Origin of the sequence: Sphingomonas taxi (genome assembly GCF_000764535.1) — a bacterium.
GTDB classification, from domain to species: domain Bacteria; phylum Pseudomonadota; class Alphaproteobacteria; order Sphingomonadales; family Sphingomonadaceae; genus Sphingomonas; species Sphingomonas taxi.
In genome coordinates this window covers 565,591-585,064 of the sequence record NZ_CP009571.1, presented here as the reverse complement: position 1 = coordinate 585,064, position 19,474 = coordinate 565,591, and the positions used below count along the sequence as shown (strand labels likewise).

Here is a 19,474-nt window from a genome sequence, read left to right as displayed (position 1 = left end):
GCCGTAATCCGCAATCGCCGTTCGTGCCAGAGGGGCGGCGATCTCCTGACGTGAGAGTCGATGACGCCCCACGGGCTGCGGCCCCATGCCGGTCCGTCCGGACCGCCGCTTGACGACATGGCGGGGCGTCGGCCTAATCGCCCGATGCGCAGCCGCAATTGGCTACCCCTGTTGCTCGCCCTGACGGCGTGCCGGCCGTCGCCGCCGCCGCCTGCCCCGCTCGTCCTGTGGGCGTGGGAGCGGCCCGAGGATCTGCGCTTCGTCAAAGGCCGCGCGGAGGTCGCGGTCGAGAGTGGCTCGATCGTGCTCGATGGCGCGGCGGTCGAGGCGCGCGGGCGGCGCCATCCGCTGCTCGTCGCCGAGCCGCCGACGACCAGCGTCGTCCATGTCGAGATCCGCCGCGACCGCCCCCTCGTCTGGAATGCGACGATGCGCGCGACGACGGCCGCGGCGATCCTGCATTACGCCACCCGCCTGCCCGCCCGGCGCGTGCAGGTCGATTTCGAGGTGCGTGCGTCCGAACGCGCGATATTGCTGGACGTCCTCGGCGACGTCCGCCGCGCGCTGCCCCGCGCGACCGTGTTGTCGATGACCGCGCTGGCGTCGTGGTGCGGCGAGGACTGGCTGGGGCGGGCGCCGGTCGACGAAGTCGTTCCCATGCTCTTCCGCATGGGACGGCGCGGTGAGACCGTGCGGGCGATGCTGGCGGAGGGCGGCGATCTGCGGCATGATCGCTGCCGCGGCGCGCTCGGGGTGGCGGTCGGCACGCCGGTGCCGCGGGCGCCGGCGGGACGGCGGGTGTATCTGTTCGATCCGCGAAGCTGGACGCCGCGCGACTTCGCCGCGGCGGAGCGGGAGGTACGGCGATGGCGGTGAGGTGGCGCGTTCCGATCGGTGTCGTCCTCGCGGCGGCGCTCGCGACGCGGGCGCTCGGCTCGGGCGATCCGACGCCCCGGCCCGTATACGTCTTCGCCGACCCGCAGGATGCGACCGAACGCGCCGCGCTGGCGGGCGGGCGGCTGCCGATCGTGAAGGGCGCGACGACGGATGCGCTGTTGTTCCTCGACTGGCGGCGGCTGACCGGACTGCAGGTGGGACAGAGCGCCGCAGATGCCCTCGTCGCGCCGTGCTGCGGCACGCCCGCCACAAGGCAGCACGACTGGCTGGACGTCCGCCGCACGATACCGGGTGCGACGGAGGTCTATTGGATCGCGGCGGAGCGAAATGGTCCGAACTTCGTCGCGATCCCCACCTGCTTCGACGATGCCTTCACCACCGCCGCCGCGACCCTCGCCGACCGGGCGCGGCGCTACGGCAGAGCGGCGCCTGCCGTGCGGGCATGGCTCGACGCGCAGGACGCCGTCTTCGCCGCCTGTTCCAAGCCGGTCGCCGCGCTGGCGCCGCTGCCGGCCGCTGCGCCGTCGTGGCTTCGCTCCGATCGCGCCTATCAGGAGGCGGCATTGGCGCTCTACAACGGTCAGGCCGACGAGGCCGCCCGCCGCTTCGCCGCGATCGCCGGGGATGTGGCATCGCCCTGGCGACCGTCCGGCCTGTACCTGTCGGCGCGGGCGCTGCTGCGTGCCGCGATCGATGCCCCGGCACCTGCGCGCTTGGCCGCGGCGCATGCGGCGCTCGATCGGCTCGCCGCAGCGCCTGCCGGCACGTTCGGACGGGGCGAGCTGATGCGGATGCGCCAGATCCTCGCCTTCCACGAGCATCCCGATCGGCTTCTCTTACGGCTGGACCGCGACCTGAACGCGCCCGCACCCTTGCCCGAGGTCGCGGTCGCCGTTCGCGACTATCTCACGCTCGCCGACCGTCATCCGGCCAAGCCGGAGGCGGCGGACTGGATCCGGACGATCCAGGCGAAGGATCGTGTCGCCGCTTCGACGCACGCGCAGGAACGCTGGAACGCCGGCCACCGCACCGCCTGGCTCATCGCCGCATTGTTGCTCGCCGACCCGGCGGACGCGGGCGCGGCCGCGCTGGCCGAGGCGGCGGGACGGGTGCCGGCTACCGATCCGGCATGGCTGACCGCGCGTTATCATCGGCTCCGCCTGCTGACGCCACGGGCGGACGCCGCACAGATCCGGGCGGAGGCGGACGCGGTGCTGGCGCGCGACGACCTCATCCGGTCGGATCGCAACGTCTTCAAGGCGGTGCGCACGCAGACGGCCGCGTCGCTTGCGGATTTCGCCGCCCATGCGCTGCGCGCGCCTTATTGCCGGACGGGGCTCTCGACCTGCACCGCCGACGTCCGGACGGCGGGCGACGGCCTGATCGGCCGACGCCCGTCGGGTGGGTTCGCCGGCCTCGGGCCGGACGCGCGCGCGGTGATCGACCGGCTGCCGCTGCACGAGCGGATGGCGGTCGCCGACATGACCGCGATGCCGCGCGAGATCCGGCTCGACATCGCCCTCACCAGCTTCGTGCGGGCGGTGCAGCTGCGCGACGATGCGGCGGTGGATCGTCTCGCCGCCCGGTTGGTGACCCTGCTCCCACAGGTCGCCGCAGACTGGCGCCGGATCGCGGCGACGCCGCCGGGCGCGGACAAGCTGTTCGCCGAGGCGTTCGTGATGATGAAGATCCCGAGCCTGCGCGTCGATCTCGCGGATTACGCCCGTCCGACCGGCACGGTACGCCAGTTCGGCGGCTATTGGGTGGATCTGCTGCTGCCACTCCCCGGCCAGCACGGGCCGTCCCGCCCGTTCCCGCCCGCCAGCGCATATCTGCCCAACGGCTATTGGAGCAGCGCCTACGCGTCGGATCGCGAGGCCGACCGCGCGGATCTCGCTTGTCTGGAAAAGTGTGGCTCCGGCATCCTGCCGCTGCATTATCCGCCCTTCGTGCGGGCGACGCTGCCCCGCGCCCTGGCGGAGCGCCGTGCCTTCATCGTCTCGATGCGCCACTTCGACGACAGCGGGCGTCCGGTGACAGTCCAGACGGCAGGTATATCGCTATGGAATAGTGCGCTCACTTACGTCGTCCGCCATCCGGGTGACCCCCGGGCAGCCGAAGCCCTGTATCGCCTGATCCGTGTTGCGCGCTGGGGTGGCAACCACGACCATCTCGGTCGCCGCGCGTTCCTGCTGCTGCACCGGCGGTATCCCCGCTCCGGATGGACGGCGCGGTCGCCGTTCTACTACGATTGAACCCGACCCGCCGGCCGCGCGAGATCAGACGGCGAGGAGGGCCGCGCCGATCAGAATGGCGGACACGCCGGCGGTTTGCGGGCGGGACAGCCTCTCCCTCCGCAGGACGAGCCCGAATATCGCGGTAACGGCTGCGGCGAAGGTGCTCAGCACAGTGACGACCGTGATGGCTCCCGTCGCCAACCCCACTGCGAAGGTCCCATAGCCCATGAGATTGCACAGGCTTTGCAGCACGAGCAGCGGCAGCGCATTCCGGTGCGGCAAGATCCGGTCCCGGCGCAACGCAAGCGTCGGCGCGAGCACGAGAATGCCGATCCCGAAAAACAGCCACAGCATGGGCGTCGCGCCAATCGCGGGAACGGAGAACTTGCCCTGTATCCAAAAGCCGACGCCGAAGCACAGAGCGGTCAGCACAGCGTAACCGACGCCGTCGGCTCCAAGCCCGTCTTGGCGGCTTGGGGCGACCGCCGCCAGCGGCGCGCCGATCAGGCAGATCACGAGTCCGGCCAGACGAAAACCGCTCAATCGATCGCCGCTGATCGCCAGACCGAGACATGCCGTCACGGCGGCATAAGTCGTGATTAACGGTGCGACTAACGAGGCGCGACCGATCGAAAAGGCGCGGAGCAGCGACATCGAGCCAGCGAGATTGAACGCCACGGCAAGAACGCCGTACGACCATCCCGAAGCGGATGCCGCGCATGCCTTTCCCCGCAGCGACGGCATTGCGATCAGCACCAGCGTGACCGCCAGCCATCCCATCGACTGCGTGAACACTGCAGTCCTGCGTATCCCGATCAGTTTGGCTGTACTGCCCGCAAGATAGTCGGCTGCCCCCCAGCCCAGCGCGGCGAGCAGGCCCATGAGCATGGCGATGGCGATCATGCGGCTGTCCAAACGTCGACCAAGCATCGACGGGTGAACGCTGCGCTGCATTCATGAGGATCGATCATCGTGCCGGCCCACCGCATGACAAAAGAGGGCATGACTTGCGCTTGCGTGCTCGTGCTGGCCATCGGCAGCGATGACAGCTATCGTCAAGATCATGCCAAAGTCGGCTCCGGCCTGCAGACCCTTCGTGGTGATCCTGGCGTATGACGGACTTTGCCTGTTCGAGTTCAGCACTGCCCTCGAAACGTTAGGGCCGCCGCCGCCGGGATGGGAGGAGCGATGGTATGATGTGGCTGTTGCGTCTGCGGAAGCGACGCCGCTGCGCGCGGGCGGAGGCGTAAGACTGGCGATCGACGGCGGGCTTGAGCTCCTCGAAGAAGCTGGGACGATCGTCGTTCCCGGCTGGCGCGCCGTAAACGAGCCGGTCCCGGACGCGCTCGTAGAGGCTTTGCAGCGTGCTGGCCGGCGCGGCTGCCGGTTTGTATCGATCTGCACCGGCAGCTTCGTGTTGGCTGCCGCCGGATTGCTGAACGGTCGCCGCGCTACCACTCACTGGCACCATGCGACGGTGCTTTCGACCAATTACCCCGCGATCGACGTCCAGCCCGCCGTCCTGTATGTTGATGAAGGTGATATACTCACATCCGCCGGCTGCGCTGCCGGACTGGATGTCTGCCTGCATCTGATCAGGCGCGACCATGGACCGATCGCAGCCAATCGCGTCGCCCAGAGAATGGTGGTGCCGCCGCACAGGCAGGGTGGACAAGCCCAGTTCGTCAATCAACCATTGCCGGTCAGGGAGAACGCCGCCTTGGCTCCGCTGCTCGATAAGCTGCGAAGCCGGATCGATGTCGATGTCGATATCAATGCCCTGGCAGCCGAAGCCTGCATGAGCCGACGAACCTTTCTTCGCCGGTTTCACGACACGACCGGCACGACGCCGGGCGAGTGGTTGCTCAGCCTCAGGCTCGAACGCGCCAGATTGCTCCTGGAGACGACCCGCGTGTCGATCGAGCGGGTGGCACAGGGCAGCGGCTTCGGCTCCGCGGAGACCCTGCGGCATCATTTCCGCACGAGGCTGGGCACGAGCCCGACCGCCTATCGTCAGCAGTTTTCGAGCGTTGGTGCCTAGATGCCCCGCTTTCGCCAGATCGAATGCCGCGATCGACGGACGTCGCCAGCAGAGGCAATCGCCGGCGCCGTCGCGACATCCAACACGCCTTATCCCAGCGTGTAGCGCAAGGTCGCGAATACCGTGCGGGGACTGCCGTAATAATTCCCGCGCGCGGTCGAGAAGATGCGTGCGTAATAGGTGCGATCGAGCACGTTGTTGACGTTGATCGACACGCCGAGCTGCTCGGTGAGCTTGTAGCCCGCGCGCAGGTCGAGCACGGCGTAGCTGCCCTGTCGAACCAGGGTGGACAGCACGCGCGTGCCGTTGGCGGCGATCGACGACCGCGTGCCGCCGGAGGTCGCCCCGAAGACGGTCAGGCCGCCGCCGATGCTGGCGCCGGCCAGCATGCCGTTTGTCGGCGCGTAATTGGTGAACAGCTTGCCCATGTGGCGGGGGATCACCGGGACCAGCGATGTGCCCTCCAGCGCCGGGTTGATGTCCTCCAACAACTTGGTGCGCGTGTAGCTGTAGCCGCCGTTGATCCGCCAGCCGGGCAGGATCTCGCCCGTCGCCTCCAGCTCGATGCCGCGCGCGCGTACCTTGCCGAGCTGGTAGTAGAGATTCGCGTCGACGGGGTCGTTGAACAGCCGGTTGCGCTGCGTGATCTGATAGGCCGCGGCGGAGAGCAACAGCCGGTCGTGCATCAGCGAGACCTTGCTGCCTGCCTCGAACTGCTCGCCGACCATCGGCTCGATTCTGCCGCCGTCGCCGCGCTGGCGACCGACCGGCTGCGCCTGCGGCGTGAAACTGTCGGCGTAGCTGGCGTAGAGGTTGAGGTGGCGGGTCACGTCCCAGACCAATCCGGCATAAGGCGTGAAGCGGTTGTCGATCGTATAGCCGGTGCGGGCCCCCGGGGTCGGCAACACCGTGCGCGTGTCGGTATCGAACCAGGTCAGCCTTCCGCCGCCGATCAGCGTCAGCCCGGCGAGCGGGCTGAGCCGCATCTGGCCGTACAGGCCATATTGTTCGAGGTGGGTGACCGATCCGCCATAGACCTGCGTGACGCATTGCGCCGGCGTCTGCACCGGCGTGCAGATCCCCGCGGTGCCCTGCACCGGATAGGGCGGCAGCGGGCCATAGGGATCGAGCGGCGGCTCGGCCGGCGAGACGGGATTGAAGACGTCGATCCGCGCATAGTTCGACAGGCGGGTGAAATAGGAGGTGCCGGCACTCGCCTGGTAATCGGCGCCGAGGATCAGCGTCTGGTCGCGCCCGAACAGCGGAAAGCTGCCGATGCCGTTGACGTCGAACGACCGCGTCTGCTGCTTGCTGTCGCCGCGATAGGCGATCTGGTTGGTGAGGCCGCGGTTGGCCGGCGTCACCGGCTGCGCGCCGATATAGCTGTAGACGTCGACGCGGTCGACATCGGTGTAGAGCCCGGTCGCGCGCAACGTCCAGCGATCGGAGACGCGATGCGCCAGCTCGACGAAGCCCGACCAGGTCTTCGCATCGAAGCGGTTCCAGTCGGCGCCCAGATAGGTCGATCGCCGCACGTCGAGCAGACGCCCGTCGCTGCCGTCGGCACCGCCGGCATAGCCGGGCAGGCCGGACTGGACCGCCGGGCGGAAGCGATCGTAATTCGCGCCCGCGGTCAGCGTCGTCCGCGAACCGATCTCCAGCGTACCCACGGCGAAGGCGTCGAGCCGGTTGCGATGCGCCGTGTCGAAGAACTGGTTTTGATCCTGCGCCATGACGCCGGCGCGGAGCGCGGCGACGCCGCCGACCGGGGTCGAGACGTCGAGTTCCAGGCGGAGATTGTCGTAGCTGCCGTAGCCGGCGCTCGCCTGCATCCGGGCGGTATCGAGCGGCCGCTTGCGCACGAGATTGATGCTGCCGGCGGGATTGCCCGAGCCGCTGAACAGCCCGGCCGGCCCCCGCAGCACCTCGAGCCGGTCGTAGAAGAACAGATCGGGCACCGCCGAGGGAAAGTTGACCGACAGCGTCGGGACGCCGTCGATCAGATAGTTGTTGATCGCGAAGCCGCGCGAGAGGAACGACGGGTCCTCGCTGCCGACGCCGTTGACGGTGATGCCGTTGGTCGCGGTCAGCGCGTCTTCGAGCGTGAAGAGGTTCTGCGCCTCGATCTGTTCGCGGTCGACGACGGTGATCGTGTTGGGCGTGTCCTTGAGCGGCGTGACGGTCTTGCCGACGCCGCGGCCATAGCTCTTGCCGACGACGAGGATCTCGTCATCCCGCTGCGGATCGGCGGCGCCAGCCGCGACGGGTTCGGCCTTGGCCGACGAGGCCGGCATGGGCGCGGCACCATTCACGGGAGCCACGCCTGCGAGTAGAACGCCCAGATAGATCACTTCACTTCCCCTTCGATGCCCGCGACCTAACGGCATCGTTGTTGCGAGTCACTAGCAATATCAATTGCTGGACCATGTCTTATTGTTAACGGCTTGTGGCCGGAGCATATGGGCGTCCGCGGTCGTGGCGATTGCCTGCACCCTAACCCCACGCTACCCGAAGGGATGGATCGCACCCGCCCGCCCGTCTCCTGCCGCGTTGCGGATACGCCTGCGGCCGATGACGACGCCTGTCAGGCCGCCGACGGTGTGGCGTTCGATGCCGCCGCGCCGATGACGCGCGCGTTCAACCATGTCATCGCCGGTCCGCATTTCCGGCGCCGCTTCGGCCGATGGCCGCTGCCCGCCGCCGACCCGCGCTCGACGATCAACGACGTGATCTTCGACCGGATGATCGATCCGCGCTGGACGCCGCTCGAACGCGCCTTCGTCGACAAGGAGACCGCGAAACGGGAAGCGCAGCGGCTGTCACCGGGCCTGCGCGTGCCGGAGACGCGGCTGGTGGTGGCGATGGACGACGTACCGTCGCCGGAGGCGCTGTTCGAACGGCTGCATCCCTTCGTCGGTACCGCGACGATCGCCAAGCCGACGCATGCCAGCGGCGGCACCGTCTTCCTGCGCGACGTCACCGGGCCGGAGGACCTGCGGCGCTTGTTCTGGCTGGCGCAGGCCGATTACGCGTCGATCCTGCGGGAGATGCAATATTGGCGGCTGCCGCGGAAGATCATCGTCGAGGCGCTGGTCCCGAGCGCCGCGGGGACATCGCCCGACGATTACAAATTCCATTGCGTGCGCGGACAGCCGCTGGTCTGCCAGGTCGATCACAGCCGCTTCGGCAGGCCGTGGAGCCGGCTCTATCGCGTCCCGAGCTTCGAGCCGATGGACCGCGACGACGGGCTGGCGCCGCCCGCCGGCCATGCGCTGCCCACCGCCGAGCGGATCGCGGCGATGATGGCGGCGGCCCGCGCCCTGTCCGCGCCGTTCGAATTCGTCCGCGTCGATCTCTATGACGGCAGCGACGGCGTCTATTTCGGCGAGCTGACCTTCACCCCGGCGGCGTCGCTCGGGATCGCGCCGGCGGCGGCGGGCGATCATGCCGAAAATGCGACGCACCGCGTCTATAGCGGGATCGTGATGGCGGCGCTGGCCGGCGACGGGCAGGCCTGACCGCTCGACCGCCCTCTCGGCGCCGGCGCGCGCGTTAGAACAGGCCGATCTTCGCCCCCAACGCGTAGATCATGCCGCCGAAGCCCACGAGGAAGAGCACGGTGGCGACCGTCGCGCCGAGATCGATCCCGGCGTGGCGGCGCTTCACAGGCCCGGTGCCGCCTTCACGATGCCGTGGACCTGCTCCAGCGTGTCGAGGATGAGGTGGAGGTCGGCGGCGGTCAGCGCGCTCGCCTCGTCGACGTACGCGCCCGCGTCGAAGGTCGCGGCGAACGCGTGGAGATGGTTGAGGGCTTCGCCCAACCGGTGGGTCGCTGCATCTTCGGTCATGCCGCCAGCCTAGCCACCCGCCGACGATTCGCACAAGCGCGGCGCGGCCGACCTGCGACTCCGCCAACCTGCGGCCGTAACTTTGGTTTGACAGCGGCCACCGCCGCCTCGCAGGACCAAGCATCGGGAGACGAGCGTGGCCAGCGTCGAAATATCAGGACTGACCAAAGGCTTCGGCGGCGTGACCGTGCTGCAGCCGACCGACCTCGTCGTCGAGGACGGCGAATTCCTCGTGCTGGTCGGCCCGTCGGGATGCGGCAAGTCGACGCTGCTGCGGATGATCGCCGGGCTCGAAGACCCCAGCGGCGGGCACGTCGCGATCGACGGGCGCGACGTCACCCATGCGCCACCGTCCGAACGCGGCGTCGCGATGGTCTTCCAATCCTATGCGCTCTATCCGCAGATGACGGTCGCGCAGAATATCGCCTTTCCGCTGAAGGTCGCCGGCGTCGCCAAGCGCGAGATCGCCGAACGGGTGGCGGCGGTGGCGGCGATGCTCGATCTTTCCGACCTGCTCGACCGGCGCCCCCGCGCGCTGTCCGGCGGCCAGCGCCAGCGCGTGTCGATCGCGCGGGCGGTGGTGCGTCGGCCGCGCGTGCTGTTGCTCGACGAGCCGCTGTCCAACCTCGACACCGCGCTGCGCGCGCGGATGCGGCACGAATTCGCCCGGTTGCACCAGCAGCTCGGTGCGACGATGATCTACGTCACGCACGACCAACTGGAGGCGATGACGCTCGCCAACCGCATCGTCGTGATGAGCGAGGGCCGCGTCGAGCAGGTTGGCGCGCCGCTCGACGTCTATCGCCGCCCCGCCAGCCTGGCCGTCGCCGCGGCGATCGGCTCGCCGGGGATGAACCTGCTGCCGGTGACGATCGCCCAGGCCGGCGAGGACGGCGCCGCGGTTCGTCTGGCGGGGGGCGCCACGGTGCGCACCGCCGCCCACGTCCCCGCCGATGCGGTGGGTGGCGCCGCGACGCTGGGCGTGCGGCCCGAACATCTCGTCGCGGCCGCGGAGGGCGCCTTTGCCGGCGTGGTCGAGCTGTTCGAGCGGCTCGGGCCGCTGTCGTTCGCGCATCTCGGCGCGCAGGGGGCGATCGGCACGATCGTCGCGCAACTGCCCGGGGATCGCGCGGTGACGCTCGGCGAGACGCTGCGCTTCGACGTCGCCGCGGCGGACACGCATCTGTTCGCCGCGGACGGCCGAGCCTATCCCTTGATGCTGCCGCCGAGCAGCCCGGTCAGATAATAACGCTGGAGCGCGAGGAACAGCAGCAGCACCGGCATCGTCGTCACCACCGCCGCCGCCATCATCAATTCGCCGTCCGCGGCATGCTCCCGCCCGATCGCAGCGATCGCCACCGGCAGGGTGTAGAGATGCTGGTCGGCGAGCACGATCAGCGGCCACAGGAAGTCGTTCCAGCTCCCCAGGAACAAGAACAGCGCCAGCGTGACGACGATCGGAGTGAGCAGCGGCAGCACGATGCTGACGAAGATCCGCGTCTCGCCCGCGCCGTCGATCCGCGCCGCGTCGATCATCTCGTCGGGGATGGCGAGCGTCGCCTGACGAACGAACAGGATCGCGAAGATGCCGGCGAGGCTGGGCAGGATCACGCCGGCATAGCTGTTGACCAGCCCCAGCTCCCTGAAGATCAGGAACAAGGGCAGCATCGCCACCTGCCCCGGCACGACCAGCGACGCGATCAGCAGCTGGAGCAGTCGCGCTCGCCCGCGGAAGCGCAGCTTGGCGAAGGCATAGCCCGCCGGAACGGTCAGCAACAGCCCGAGCAGCGTCGAGACCGCCGCGATCCCCAGACTGTTCACCAGCGCCGGCACGATGCGATAGTCGAACCAGGCGCCGTCGATCGATCGCCGGACCAGCAGCTCGTAATAATTCTCGCCCGACCAATGCGACGGCCACAGCGGCGTCGGCAGGGTGGTCGATTCGCCGCGCGGCATGAACGAGACGACGACCATATAGGCCAGCGGCGCGATGGTGAGCGCGGTCAGCACCGCCACCGCGCCGGTCGAGACGATCGTGCGCAGCCGCGTCACAGCCATTCGTGGCGCCTTCCGATCCGCGTCTGCGCGATCGTCACCGCGAGGATCATCAGGAACAGCACGAACGCGACCGCGCTCGCCTGCCCGAGGTTCCACCATTTGAAACCCTCGTCGAACATGAAGTAGAGCACCGTCGTCGTGCTCTGCGCCGGGCCGCCGAGCGTCATCACATAGGGTTCGGCGAAGATCTGCAGGAAGCCGGCAACGCTCATCACCGTCGCCAGCAGCAGCGTCGGGCCGATCGCCGGCAGGGTGACGTGCCGGAAGCGGCCCCACCGCCCCGCCCCGTCGAGCCGCGCCGCCTCGATCAGCTCGCCCGGCACCGCCGACAGCGCGGCGGTGAAGACGATCATGTTGTAGCCGAAGATCTTCCAGGTCACGAACAGCAGGATCGCGGGGATCGACACATGCGGGTCGCCGAGCCAGTCGACCGGCGCGATGCCGACGGCGGCGAGCGCGCGGTTGATCAGGCCGAAGCGCTGGTTGAACAGGATACGCCATACCACCGCGGTCGCGACGACGCTGGTCACATAAGGCGCGAACAGCAGCACGCGCCACAGCGGCTTCCACCGTACCGTCGCATCGTTGAGCAGCAAGGCGACGAACAGCGAGGTGCCGATCGCCATCGGCACGCCGAGCGCGGCGAACAGCAGGGTGTTGCCGAGCGCGCGCCAGAACAGCGGCGTCGACAGCAGGCCGGTGAAATTGCCGAGGCCGACGAAATGCAGGTTCGACCAATCAGCGAGCGCGTAGATCGAATAATCGGTGACCGACAACGCCAGCGCGAGCGCGGTCGGCAGTACGAAGACGAGCGCGATGATCGCCAGCACCGGCGCGGTGAACAGCCAGCCGGTCCGCTCCTGCCGGGTCATGCGATCCGACCCGCCTCGACCAATGCGCGGCGTTTGGCGAGCAGCCCGTCTACCCTGCGGTCGAGCGCCGCCAACGCCTCGTCCATCGTCTGGACGCCGCGGACGATCCGCTCGGCGGCGAACTGCACCTCGGTCTGGATCTGCTCCCATTCGATCACCGGCGGGGCGGCGGCGGGCTGGCGCATCTGGTCGGCGAACGGGCGCAGCACCGGCGCGGCGAGTTGCGGGGCGGTCCAGGCGCCGACGCGGGCGGGCAGATTGCCGATCAGCCGCTGGTAGCGCAATTCGCTCTCGATCGAGGTCAGATGGCGGACCAGGGCCCAGGCCTCGCGCGGGCGCTTGGTCTGCGTCGAGACGCACAGGCTGGCGCTCAGTCCCGACACCGGACCGGCGCCGTGCGGTCCCGGCAGCCGCGCGGTCGCCCAGCGCGTGCGCGGGAGCAGATCGGCACGGCGGGCGAAATCCTTGAGCGTCGTCGGACCGCTCGGCCAGACCGCGCAATAGCCGGTGGCGAAGGCGGCGACGGGGTCCTGCACCTCGGTCGACAACGCCATCGGCGCATATCCGTCCGTGTAGAGCGAGACGTAATAGGCGAAGGCGGCGCGTGCCTCGGGGGTCTGGAAGGCGCCGCGCGTGTTGCGATCGCGCAACATCGTCGCGCCGGCCTGCAACAGCATCGTGATGAGCCCGTTGGGCCAGTTGAGCAGCATGAGGAAGACGTAATCGTCCGGCCGCCGGCGCTTGATCGCGCGCGCCATCGCCCGCCAGCCATCCCAGTCCTCGGGCGAGCTGTCATAGCCCGCTTCGCCGAGAATATCGCGGCGGTAGAATTGCACCTGCGGCGCGACCGACCACGGCACCGCATAGTCCCGCCCCGCGAAACGCGTCGCCGCCAGCACACCGGGAAACATGTCGGCGACGAGGTCGGGCGACGGCAGTGGCGCGATCGCGCCGATCGTGGCGAACTCCTGCACCCAGCCGTTGAACAGCATCAACACGTCGGGCATCGCCCCGCCAGCGAAGGCGGTGAGCAGCTTTTCGTGGCTCGCGGTGGTCGGGAGCGACTGGACCTCGACCGGGACGCCCGTCGCGGCGGTGAAGGCGGGCATCAGCAGCGGCGAATAGTCGCCTTCATAGCTCATCGCCCACATCGACAGCGGCGCTTCTGTCCCGCCCGGTCCCGCACAGCCGGCGAGCGCCAGCGCCGGGATCAGCCCGAGGGCGGACCTGCGCGTCCATGCGACGTCCGTGCTGCCCTCTCCCATCGCGGCGACGATGCCGCATCCGTTGCCGAGGCACCACCCATACGATCGATTAAATCGTTCATATGTCGACTGTTTTATCTACTACGTGGCCGCTGCGGCGATTGAACCGCCGGGCGATGCCGGTAAGGATAGCGACAACAGAACGCCGGCCGAAACCGAGCCGGCACACAGGGGGATCATCATGTCGCGCCGCATTCACCGCAGCCGCTCCCTATTGTCAGGTGCGGCGCTCTTCCTTGCGCCGCTTGCGCAGGCACAGACCGCCGCACCCCAGGCCGAGCCTGCCGCCGACGCACCGGCCGACGACATCATCGTCACCGGATCGCGCATCCAGCGCCCCGATTATGCCGCGCCCAATCCGATCGTGTCATTCGGCGCGGCCGACCTGCAGCAATCGGGCAACACCAACGTCACCACCTTCCTTCAGCGCGTGCCGGCGCTGACCAACTCGCTCGACAGCACGCGGACCGCGGGCAGCAACCAGGCGGACGGCAGCTTCGGCCAGGTCGGCCTCAACCTGCTCGACCTGCGCGGGCTCGGCCCCAACCGCACGTTGGTACTGGTCAACGGCCGCCGCCACGTCGCGGGCCAGCCCGACACCGCCGCGGTCGACATCAACGCGATCCCGACCGACCTGATCGACCGCGTCGACGTGCTGACCGGCGCCGCTTCGGCCGTCTACGGTGCCGACGGCGTGTCCGGCGTGGTCAATTTCGTGATGAAGCGCGACTTCGACGGGATATCGGCGCGTTCGCAATTCGGCATCTCCGACCGCGGCGATGCCGCCAACCGCTTTGCGTCGATCGTCGCAGGGCACAATTTCGCCGATGGCCGCGGCAACGTCACGCTCGCCTACGAATATAACGCCGACGAACCGCTCGCCAACGACGACCGTTCCTACCTCACCGCCGCGCAACGCCAGTATTTCGTCAATGTCGATGGCTATGTCCCCGGCCAGGCGGGCAGCTACCAGACGGCACCGCTCGGAGACCTGCGCTATCCCTATAGTTCGAACCAGGGCATCATCTACATCGGCGACCAGACGTTCCGCGGCGACGGCGCGATCTACACGCCGGGCCGCGTCCTGCAGAACGACGGCTACAGCATCGGCGGCGACGATACGCCGGTGGCGGGCTATATTGGCGACATCTTCCCGCGCACCCGTCGCCACGCGGTCAACGCGCTCTCGCATTACGATGCATCGGACGCGTTCAAGGTCAGCCTCGAAGGCAAGTTCGTCCAGTCGACGATCACCAGCTTCAGCGGCTATGGCGGCAATTATCCGGCGACGATCGCGCTCGACAATCCGTTCATCCCCGCGACCATCCTCACCGCGGCGCGCGCGGCCGGGCTGACCTCGATCGACGTCAACCGCAACAATTTCGACATCCCCCGTCGCGGCGAGACCGATCGCCGGCGCACCTATCGCGGTGTCGTCGACGTCGCCGGGCGGTTGAACGACCACGCCAGCTACGACGTCTCCTACACCTACGGCCAGACCGACGTCCGCGCGACCAAGCTCAACGACCGGGTGAACACGCGCTTCCTCGAAGCGCTCGACGCGGTACGCGGCCCCGGCGGCACGATCGTTTGCCGATCGGCGGCGGCGCAGGCGGCGGGCTGCATACCGGTCAACACCTTCGGCGGTGCCACCGTCGATCCCGCCTCCTACGCTTATTATCTCGACAATCCGGTGAGCAACGCGCGGATCACCCAGCATGTCGTCAATGCCGCGCTGACCGGCGACTTCGGCCGGTTCTTCGAGCTGCCGGGCGGCACGATCGCCTTCGCCGTGGGCGGCGAGTACCGGCGCGAGTCGAGCCGCTTCACGCCCGCGCAGTCGCTCGTCGACAATGCCTTCTACCAATATGACGAATATATCATCCCGACCGCGTCGCGCGGCCGTTTCGATGTGTGGGAGGCGTTCGGCGAGCTCAACGCGCCGCTGCTCAAGGACCGGCCGTTCTTCCACCTGCTCTCGGTCGGCGCGGCGGGACGCTATTCCGACTATTCGACGGTCGGATCGACGAAGGCCTATCAGTTCAACGGCATCTGGGCGCCGATTCGCGCGATCAGCTTCCGCGGCTCCTATGGACGCTCGGTGCGCGCGCCCAATATCGGCGAGTTGTTCCGCCCGACGACGGGGTCGAGCGCCTTTTTCTCCGACCCGTGCTACGTCGGCAACCGCAATCTCGGCAGCGCGTCGCGCGCCGCCAATTGCGTCGCGCTGATCAGCGGGCTGGGCGGCAATCCGGCGACCTTCACCGCGGCCAACAATCCCGATGCCGCGATCTTCATCCCCGGTTCGGTGTCGGGCAATCCCGATCTGAAGGCGGAGGTGGCGCGGACGTGGACCGCGGGCGTCGTGCTGCGCCCCGATGTCGTCCCCGGCCTGTCGATCGGCGTCGACTGGTACGACATCCGCCTGCGCGACGCGATCAACAACCCCAATGGCGATGCCGCCAACAGCATCGCTGCGCTCTGCGTCGACCAGCCGACGCTCGCCAATCCGTTCTGCGGGCAGATCAGCCGGCGCACCGGCACCGGCTTCATCAACGGCTATACGATCACGCCGCAGAACGTCTCCGCCTTCCGCACCTCGGGCGCCGAGCTCAACGTCGCCTATCGCTTCCGCACCACCGGCGCCGGGACCTTCGACGTGCGGCTGGTCGGTGGCTATCTCAACACGCTCGAACAGGTCGCGACGCCGGGCGCCGAGGTCGAGAACAACGTCGACCAGATCTTCCGCCCGCGCTGGAACGCGACGCTGTCGCCGACGTGGAGCGACGGGCCGCTGACGCTCAGCTACAATCTGCGCTGGCAGAACGGCGTGCGCCGCTTCAGCCGCTTCGAGAGCGACGGCAACGCCAACCTCGTCGATCCCCGTTATTTCCGCTACAAGGCGCTGTGGCAGCACGACGTGCAGGCGCAGATCGAGGTCGCCCGCGATTTCGCCTTCTACGGCGGGGTCAACAACCTGACCGACCAGAAGCCCGATATCGGCTTCCAGACCAACGTGCCGATCTCGCCGGTCGGCCGCTATCTCTATGCGGGCGCGAAGGTGCGGTTCGGCGGCAGCTGAGCCGCCCGACGCTTGATCGCGCGGCGGAAACTGGCATGGAGCGGCGATGCTCCATGTTCCGCTACTGTTCGCGCCGCTCGCGACCTATGACGTCGTCATTCCCTGCCACAACCGTGCCCATGTCGTGGCCGATGCCGTCGCCAGCGTGCTGGCGCAGGACCATCCGCCCGCCCGCGTGATCGTCGTCGACGACGGCTCGTCCGACGACAGCGCGGCGGTAATCCGCGGCCTCGCCGCGGCGCATCCCTCGGTCGATGCGATCGTGCTGCCGCGCAACGTCGGCGCATCGCAGGCGCGCAACACCGGCGCGGGTGCCGCCCGGTCCGACTGGATCGCCTTCCTCGACAGCGACGACGTCTGGCTGCCCGGCGCGGCGCGGGCGCTGCTCGACGGCACCGCGGGCGGACTGCACGACATCGTCGTCGGCCATTTCGCCCGCGTCGAGGGTGACGGCGCGCCGCAAGCGCCCGAATGCGGCTGGGACGGCGGCTGCATCCGTCGCGGCCTGGCCAGCGGCGGCGTCATCGGGCCGAGCTGGTCGATCGTCCGCCGCGCGATGGTGGCGCAGGTCGGGGGATTCGACCCCAGCTTCCACAATTGCAACGACTGGGACTTCTACACCCGGACCGCCGCGGCGGGCGCGCGCTTCGCCCGGATCGACACGTGCGTGGCGCTCTATCGCACCGTCGCGGGCAGCCGGCTGGTCAACGACACCGCGATCGGCGCACGCAACGCCGACCGCGTCCTCGCCCACCCCTATCTGATGGCGCTGACCGCCTGATCAACCCGTTGCGGCGGGGATCGGCAAGGCACGGAACAGCGGCGCCGGCGCCTCGACCAGCGTGTCCGCCGGCACGTCCTGGCGCAGCCAGACGCCACCGCCGATGCGCGAGCGGGCGCCGATCGTCACCCGGCCGACGATCGTCGCATTGGCGTGGATCACCACATCGTCCGCGACGATCGGATGGCGCGGCGCGCCCGATTTGTCGCCGAACAGATCGGGGTCGCCGCCCAAGGTGACGCCCTGGTACAGGCGGACGCGATCGCCGAGGATCGCGGTCTCGCCGATCACCACGCCGGTGCCGTGATCGATGAAGAACCGCCGGCCGATGCGCGCGGCGGGGTGGATGTCGATGCCGGTGCCGGCATGCGCGATCTCGGCGATCAGGCGCGCGACCAGCGGCGCGCCGAGGCGATACAGCAAATACGCGATGCGATGATGAATGATCGCGGTGAACGACGGATAGGCGACCAGCACCTCGTCGACGCTGCGCGCCGCGGGATCGGCGGCATAAGCGGCTTCCACGTCGCTATCGAGGATGCGGCGGATCTCGGGCAGGCCGGCGGCGAAGGCCCCGATCAGCCGCTCGGCGCGCAGCGCCGTCGCACGGACGTCGCCCTCGCTGCCGCTATAGCCCAGTTCGAGGTCGATCTGCGCGGCGAGCTGCGCCAGCGTCGATTCGAGCGAGGCCGCGATGAACGCATTTTCGTTGGCGGCGGTCAGCTCCGATGGGCCGAGCCGCAGCGGGAACAAGGCGGTGCCGAGCTCCCCGGTGATCCGCTTGAGCGCCTGACGCGAGGGGAAGCGGCTGCCGCGTTCGTCGTTGTGCGGGTGCGCGGTGCGCCAGGCGATACGGGCGCGCTGCAATTGCTCGACGACGACGTCGATTTCCTGCGGGAAGGCGATCGACGGATATTCGTCGGCGCTGGGCTCAACCATGATTTCGATCCTTGCTACGGCCCGTCATCTCGGCGGAGCGCAGCATCTTGGCAAAGCAGCTTGATTTGCCCCGCGCAAAGGCTGGATATCAGCGCCCGCCGGGGTCAGTGCAGCTTGAGCCGCGGCCGGACGATGCGGTTGACGTGGCCGATTACGATCAGCGCGCAGCCCTTGATCCAGCCGTGGATGGCGATCAGATGCATGCGATACAGCGACAGATAGACGAACCGAGCCAGCCGCCCCTCGATCGCCAGCTTGCCACCGACCAGATTGCCCATCAGCGTGCCGACGGTAGAAAAGCGGCTCAGTGACACCAGCGAGCCGTGATCCCGGTAGACGAACGGCCGCAACGGCCTGCCCGCCATCTGCCGCTTGAGGTTGACGAAGACCGCCGCGGCCATCTGATGCGCCGCCTGCGCCCGTGGCGGCACCGGGCGGTCGCTGCCCGGCAGCCGGCACGCCGCACAATCGCCGATCGCGAAGATGCGATCGTCGTTGACGCTCTGCAACGTCGGCGTCACCACCACCTGCCCGCCGCGGGCGAGGTCGAGCCCGTCGAGTCCGCCGGCGATCGGCACCGCCTTCACCCCCGCCGCCCAGACCATCAGGTCGGCATCGATCCGGTCGCCGGTGCCTATCGTCAGGCCGTCGCGATCCGCCGCGGTCACCGGCGTGTCGGTGACCGCGCGGACGCCGAGCGCCTCCAGCTCGCCGCGCGCGGCATCGGCGAGCCGCTCGGGCAGAGCGGGAAGGATTCGCGGTCCCGCCTCGATCAGCGTCACCGCGAGCCGGCTCTCGTCGAACACCTCCAGCCCGTAATGACCGAGCGCCGCAGCGGCGTTGAACAATTCCGCGGCCAGTTCGACGCCGGTGGCACCGCCGCCGACGATGGCAATGCGGACGTGCGCGTCGCTGGCGGGATCGGCGGTCATCGTCCGCGAGACGCGCAGGCAATGATCGAGCAGCCGGTCGCGGAAGCGGTCGGCCTGCGCCCGGCTGTCGAGGAAGGTGCAATTGTCCGCCACGCCGGGCGTGCCGAAATCGTTGGTCACCGAGCCGTAGGCGAGCACCAGATAATCGTAGCGGATCGCGTGCGCGGCGATCACCTCGCGACCCTGATCGTCGTACACCGGCGCCAGATGGACCTGCCGCGTGGTCCGGTCGATCGCACGCAGCGTGCCGTAGAAGAAGCGATAGCCCCAGCGATGGCAATGGCTGCGATAGCCGACTTCGTCCATATTGGCATCGAGCGAGCCGGTCGCTACCTCGTGCAGCAGCGGCTTCCAGATATGCGTGCGGTTGCGATCGACGACGATGATGTCGTGCGCCTTGCGACCATAGCGCGCACCGAGCCGGGTGGCGAGTTCGAGGCCCGCTGCACCGCCGCCGACGATGACGATCTGGGTCTTGGACGTCATGGCTTCGTCTCCGCATCGAACACGCGGGCGGGCGCC

Annotated in this window: 15 protein-coding genes; 7 read left to right on the top strand and 8 right to left on the bottom strand. The window is 68.8% G+C overall.

The annotated features are described in order from the left end of the window. Window positions 1–144 precede the first annotated feature (144 nt). Both MC45_RS02555 and MC45_RS02550 read left to right on the top strand, forming a co-directional pair. Window positions 145–876: a hypothetical protein gene (locus tag MC45_RS02555; RefSeq protein ID WP_038659126.1), complete on the top strand. Its 732-nt coding sequence runs from the start codon at window positions 145–147 to the stop codon at window positions 874–876. Further along, window positions 867–3,152, top strand: coding sequence for a hypothetical protein (locus MC45_RS02550; protein WP_038659123.1), 2,286 nt, complete (start codon window positions 867–869; stop codon window positions 3,150–3,152). The genes MC45_RS02555 and MC45_RS02550 overlap by 10 nt, the downstream gene beginning before the upstream one ends. A 24-nt stretch (window positions 3,153–3,176) precedes the next feature. On the opposite strand, the gene MC45_RS02545 is transcribed toward MC45_RS02550, so the two are convergent. Then, window positions 3,177–4,037: a DMT family transporter gene (locus MC45_RS02545; protein WP_052075487.1), complete on the bottom strand. Its 861-nt coding sequence runs from the start codon at window positions 4,035–4,037 to the stop codon at window positions 3,177–3,179. Window positions 4,038–4,176: 139 nt separating this feature from the next. Between MC45_RS02545 and ftrA the strand changes: the two genes are divergently transcribed. Continuing rightward, window positions 4,177–5,175 (top strand): transcriptional regulator FtrA, encoded by a 999-nt coding sequence (gene ftrA, locus MC45_RS02540; RefSeq protein ID WP_052075486.1) that lies wholly within the window; start codon window positions 4,177–4,179, stop codon window positions 5,173–5,175. 89 nt (window positions 5,176–5,264) lie between these two features. On the opposite strand, the gene MC45_RS02535 is transcribed toward ftrA, so the two are convergent. Next, entirely contained in the window at window positions 5,265–7,469 is a 2,205-nt protein-coding gene (locus MC45_RS02535; RefSeq protein ID WP_156143763.1) for a TonB-dependent siderophore receptor, read from the bottom strand. A 222-nt stretch (window positions 7,470–7,691) separates the two neighbouring features. Between MC45_RS02535 and MC45_RS02530 the strand changes: the two genes are divergently transcribed. Continuing rightward, the gene (locus tag MC45_RS02530; protein WP_038659116.1) at window positions 7,692–8,693 is read left to right on the top strand and encodes an ATP-grasp fold amidoligase family protein; all 1,002 of its coding nucleotides are present in this window, start codon (window positions 7,692–7,694) and stop codon (window positions 8,691–8,693) included. Between the two features lie 144 nt (window positions 8,694–8,837). Here MC45_RS02530 and MC45_RS02525 read toward each other — a convergent pair whose 3' ends face one another. Beyond that, on the bottom strand, window positions 8,838–9,023 hold the full coding sequence (locus MC45_RS02525) for a hypothetical protein (RefSeq protein ID WP_038659113.1): 186 nt from the start codon (window positions 9,021–9,023) through the stop codon (window positions 8,838–8,840). Between the two features lie 136 nt (window positions 9,024–9,159). Here MC45_RS02525 and MC45_RS02520 point away from each other — a divergent pair, with 136 nt between their 5' ends. Continuing rightward, the gene (locus MC45_RS02520) at window positions 9,160–10,269 is read left to right on the top strand and encodes an ABC transporter ATP-binding protein (RefSeq protein ID WP_038659110.1); all 1,110 of its coding nucleotides are present in this window, start codon (window positions 9,160–9,162) and stop codon (window positions 10,267–10,269) included. On the opposite strand, the gene MC45_RS02515 is transcribed toward MC45_RS02520, so the two are convergent. From MC45_RS02515 to MC45_RS02505, 3 genes are read right to left on the bottom strand one after another with little or no spacing between them, the layout of a single operon-like run. Next, window positions 10,230–11,081, bottom strand: a complete 852-nt coding sequence (locus MC45_RS02515; protein WP_052075484.1) for a carbohydrate ABC transporter permease — start codon at window positions 11,079–11,081, stop codon at window positions 10,230–10,232. The genes MC45_RS02520 and MC45_RS02515 overlap by 40 nt on opposite strands. Further along, window positions 11,072–11,953: a carbohydrate ABC transporter permease gene (locus tag MC45_RS02510; RefSeq protein ID WP_038659104.1), complete on the bottom strand. Its 882-nt coding sequence runs from the start codon at window positions 11,951–11,953 to the stop codon at window positions 11,072–11,074. Before MC45_RS02510 ends, MC45_RS02515 begins: the two co-directional genes overlap by 10 nt. Then, complete coding sequence (locus MC45_RS02505; protein WP_038659101.1) at window positions 11,950–13,218, bottom strand: extracellular solute-binding protein; 1,269 nt, start codon at window positions 13,216–13,218, stop codon at window positions 11,950–11,952. Before MC45_RS02505 ends, MC45_RS02510 begins: the two co-directional genes overlap by 4 nt. A gap of 181 nt (window positions 13,219–13,399) precedes the next feature. On the opposite strand from MC45_RS02505, the gene MC45_RS02500 reads away from it, so the two are divergent. Both MC45_RS02500 and MC45_RS02495 read left to right on the top strand, forming a co-directional pair. After that, a complete protein-coding gene (locus MC45_RS02500; protein ID WP_038659099.1) occupies window positions 13,400–16,300 on the top strand; it encodes a TonB-dependent receptor plug domain-containing protein in 2,901 nt (966 codons plus the stop codon). A 46-nt stretch (window positions 16,301–16,346) separates the two neighbouring features. Further along, window positions 16,347–17,081 (top strand): glycosyltransferase family 2 protein, encoded by a 735-nt coding sequence (locus MC45_RS02495; RefSeq protein WP_052075483.1) that lies wholly within the window; start codon window positions 16,347–16,349, stop codon window positions 17,079–17,081. Here the strand turns inward: MC45_RS02495 and epsC are convergent, their stop codons facing one another. Further along, window positions 17,082–18,020 (bottom strand): serine O-acetyltransferase EpsC, encoded by a 939-nt coding sequence (gene epsC, locus MC45_RS02490; RefSeq protein ID WP_052075482.1) that lies wholly within the window; start codon window positions 18,018–18,020, stop codon window positions 17,082–17,084. A 104-nt stretch (window positions 18,021–18,124) separates the two neighbouring features. Continuing rightward, window positions 18,125–19,438 carry an NAD(P)/FAD-dependent oxidoreductase gene (locus MC45_RS02485; RefSeq protein WP_038659097.1) on the bottom strand — a complete coding sequence of 438 codons (1,314 nt, stop codon included), beginning with the start codon at window positions 19,436–19,438 and terminating at the stop codon, window positions 18,125–18,127. Window positions 19,439–19,474: the final 36 nt, after the last annotated feature.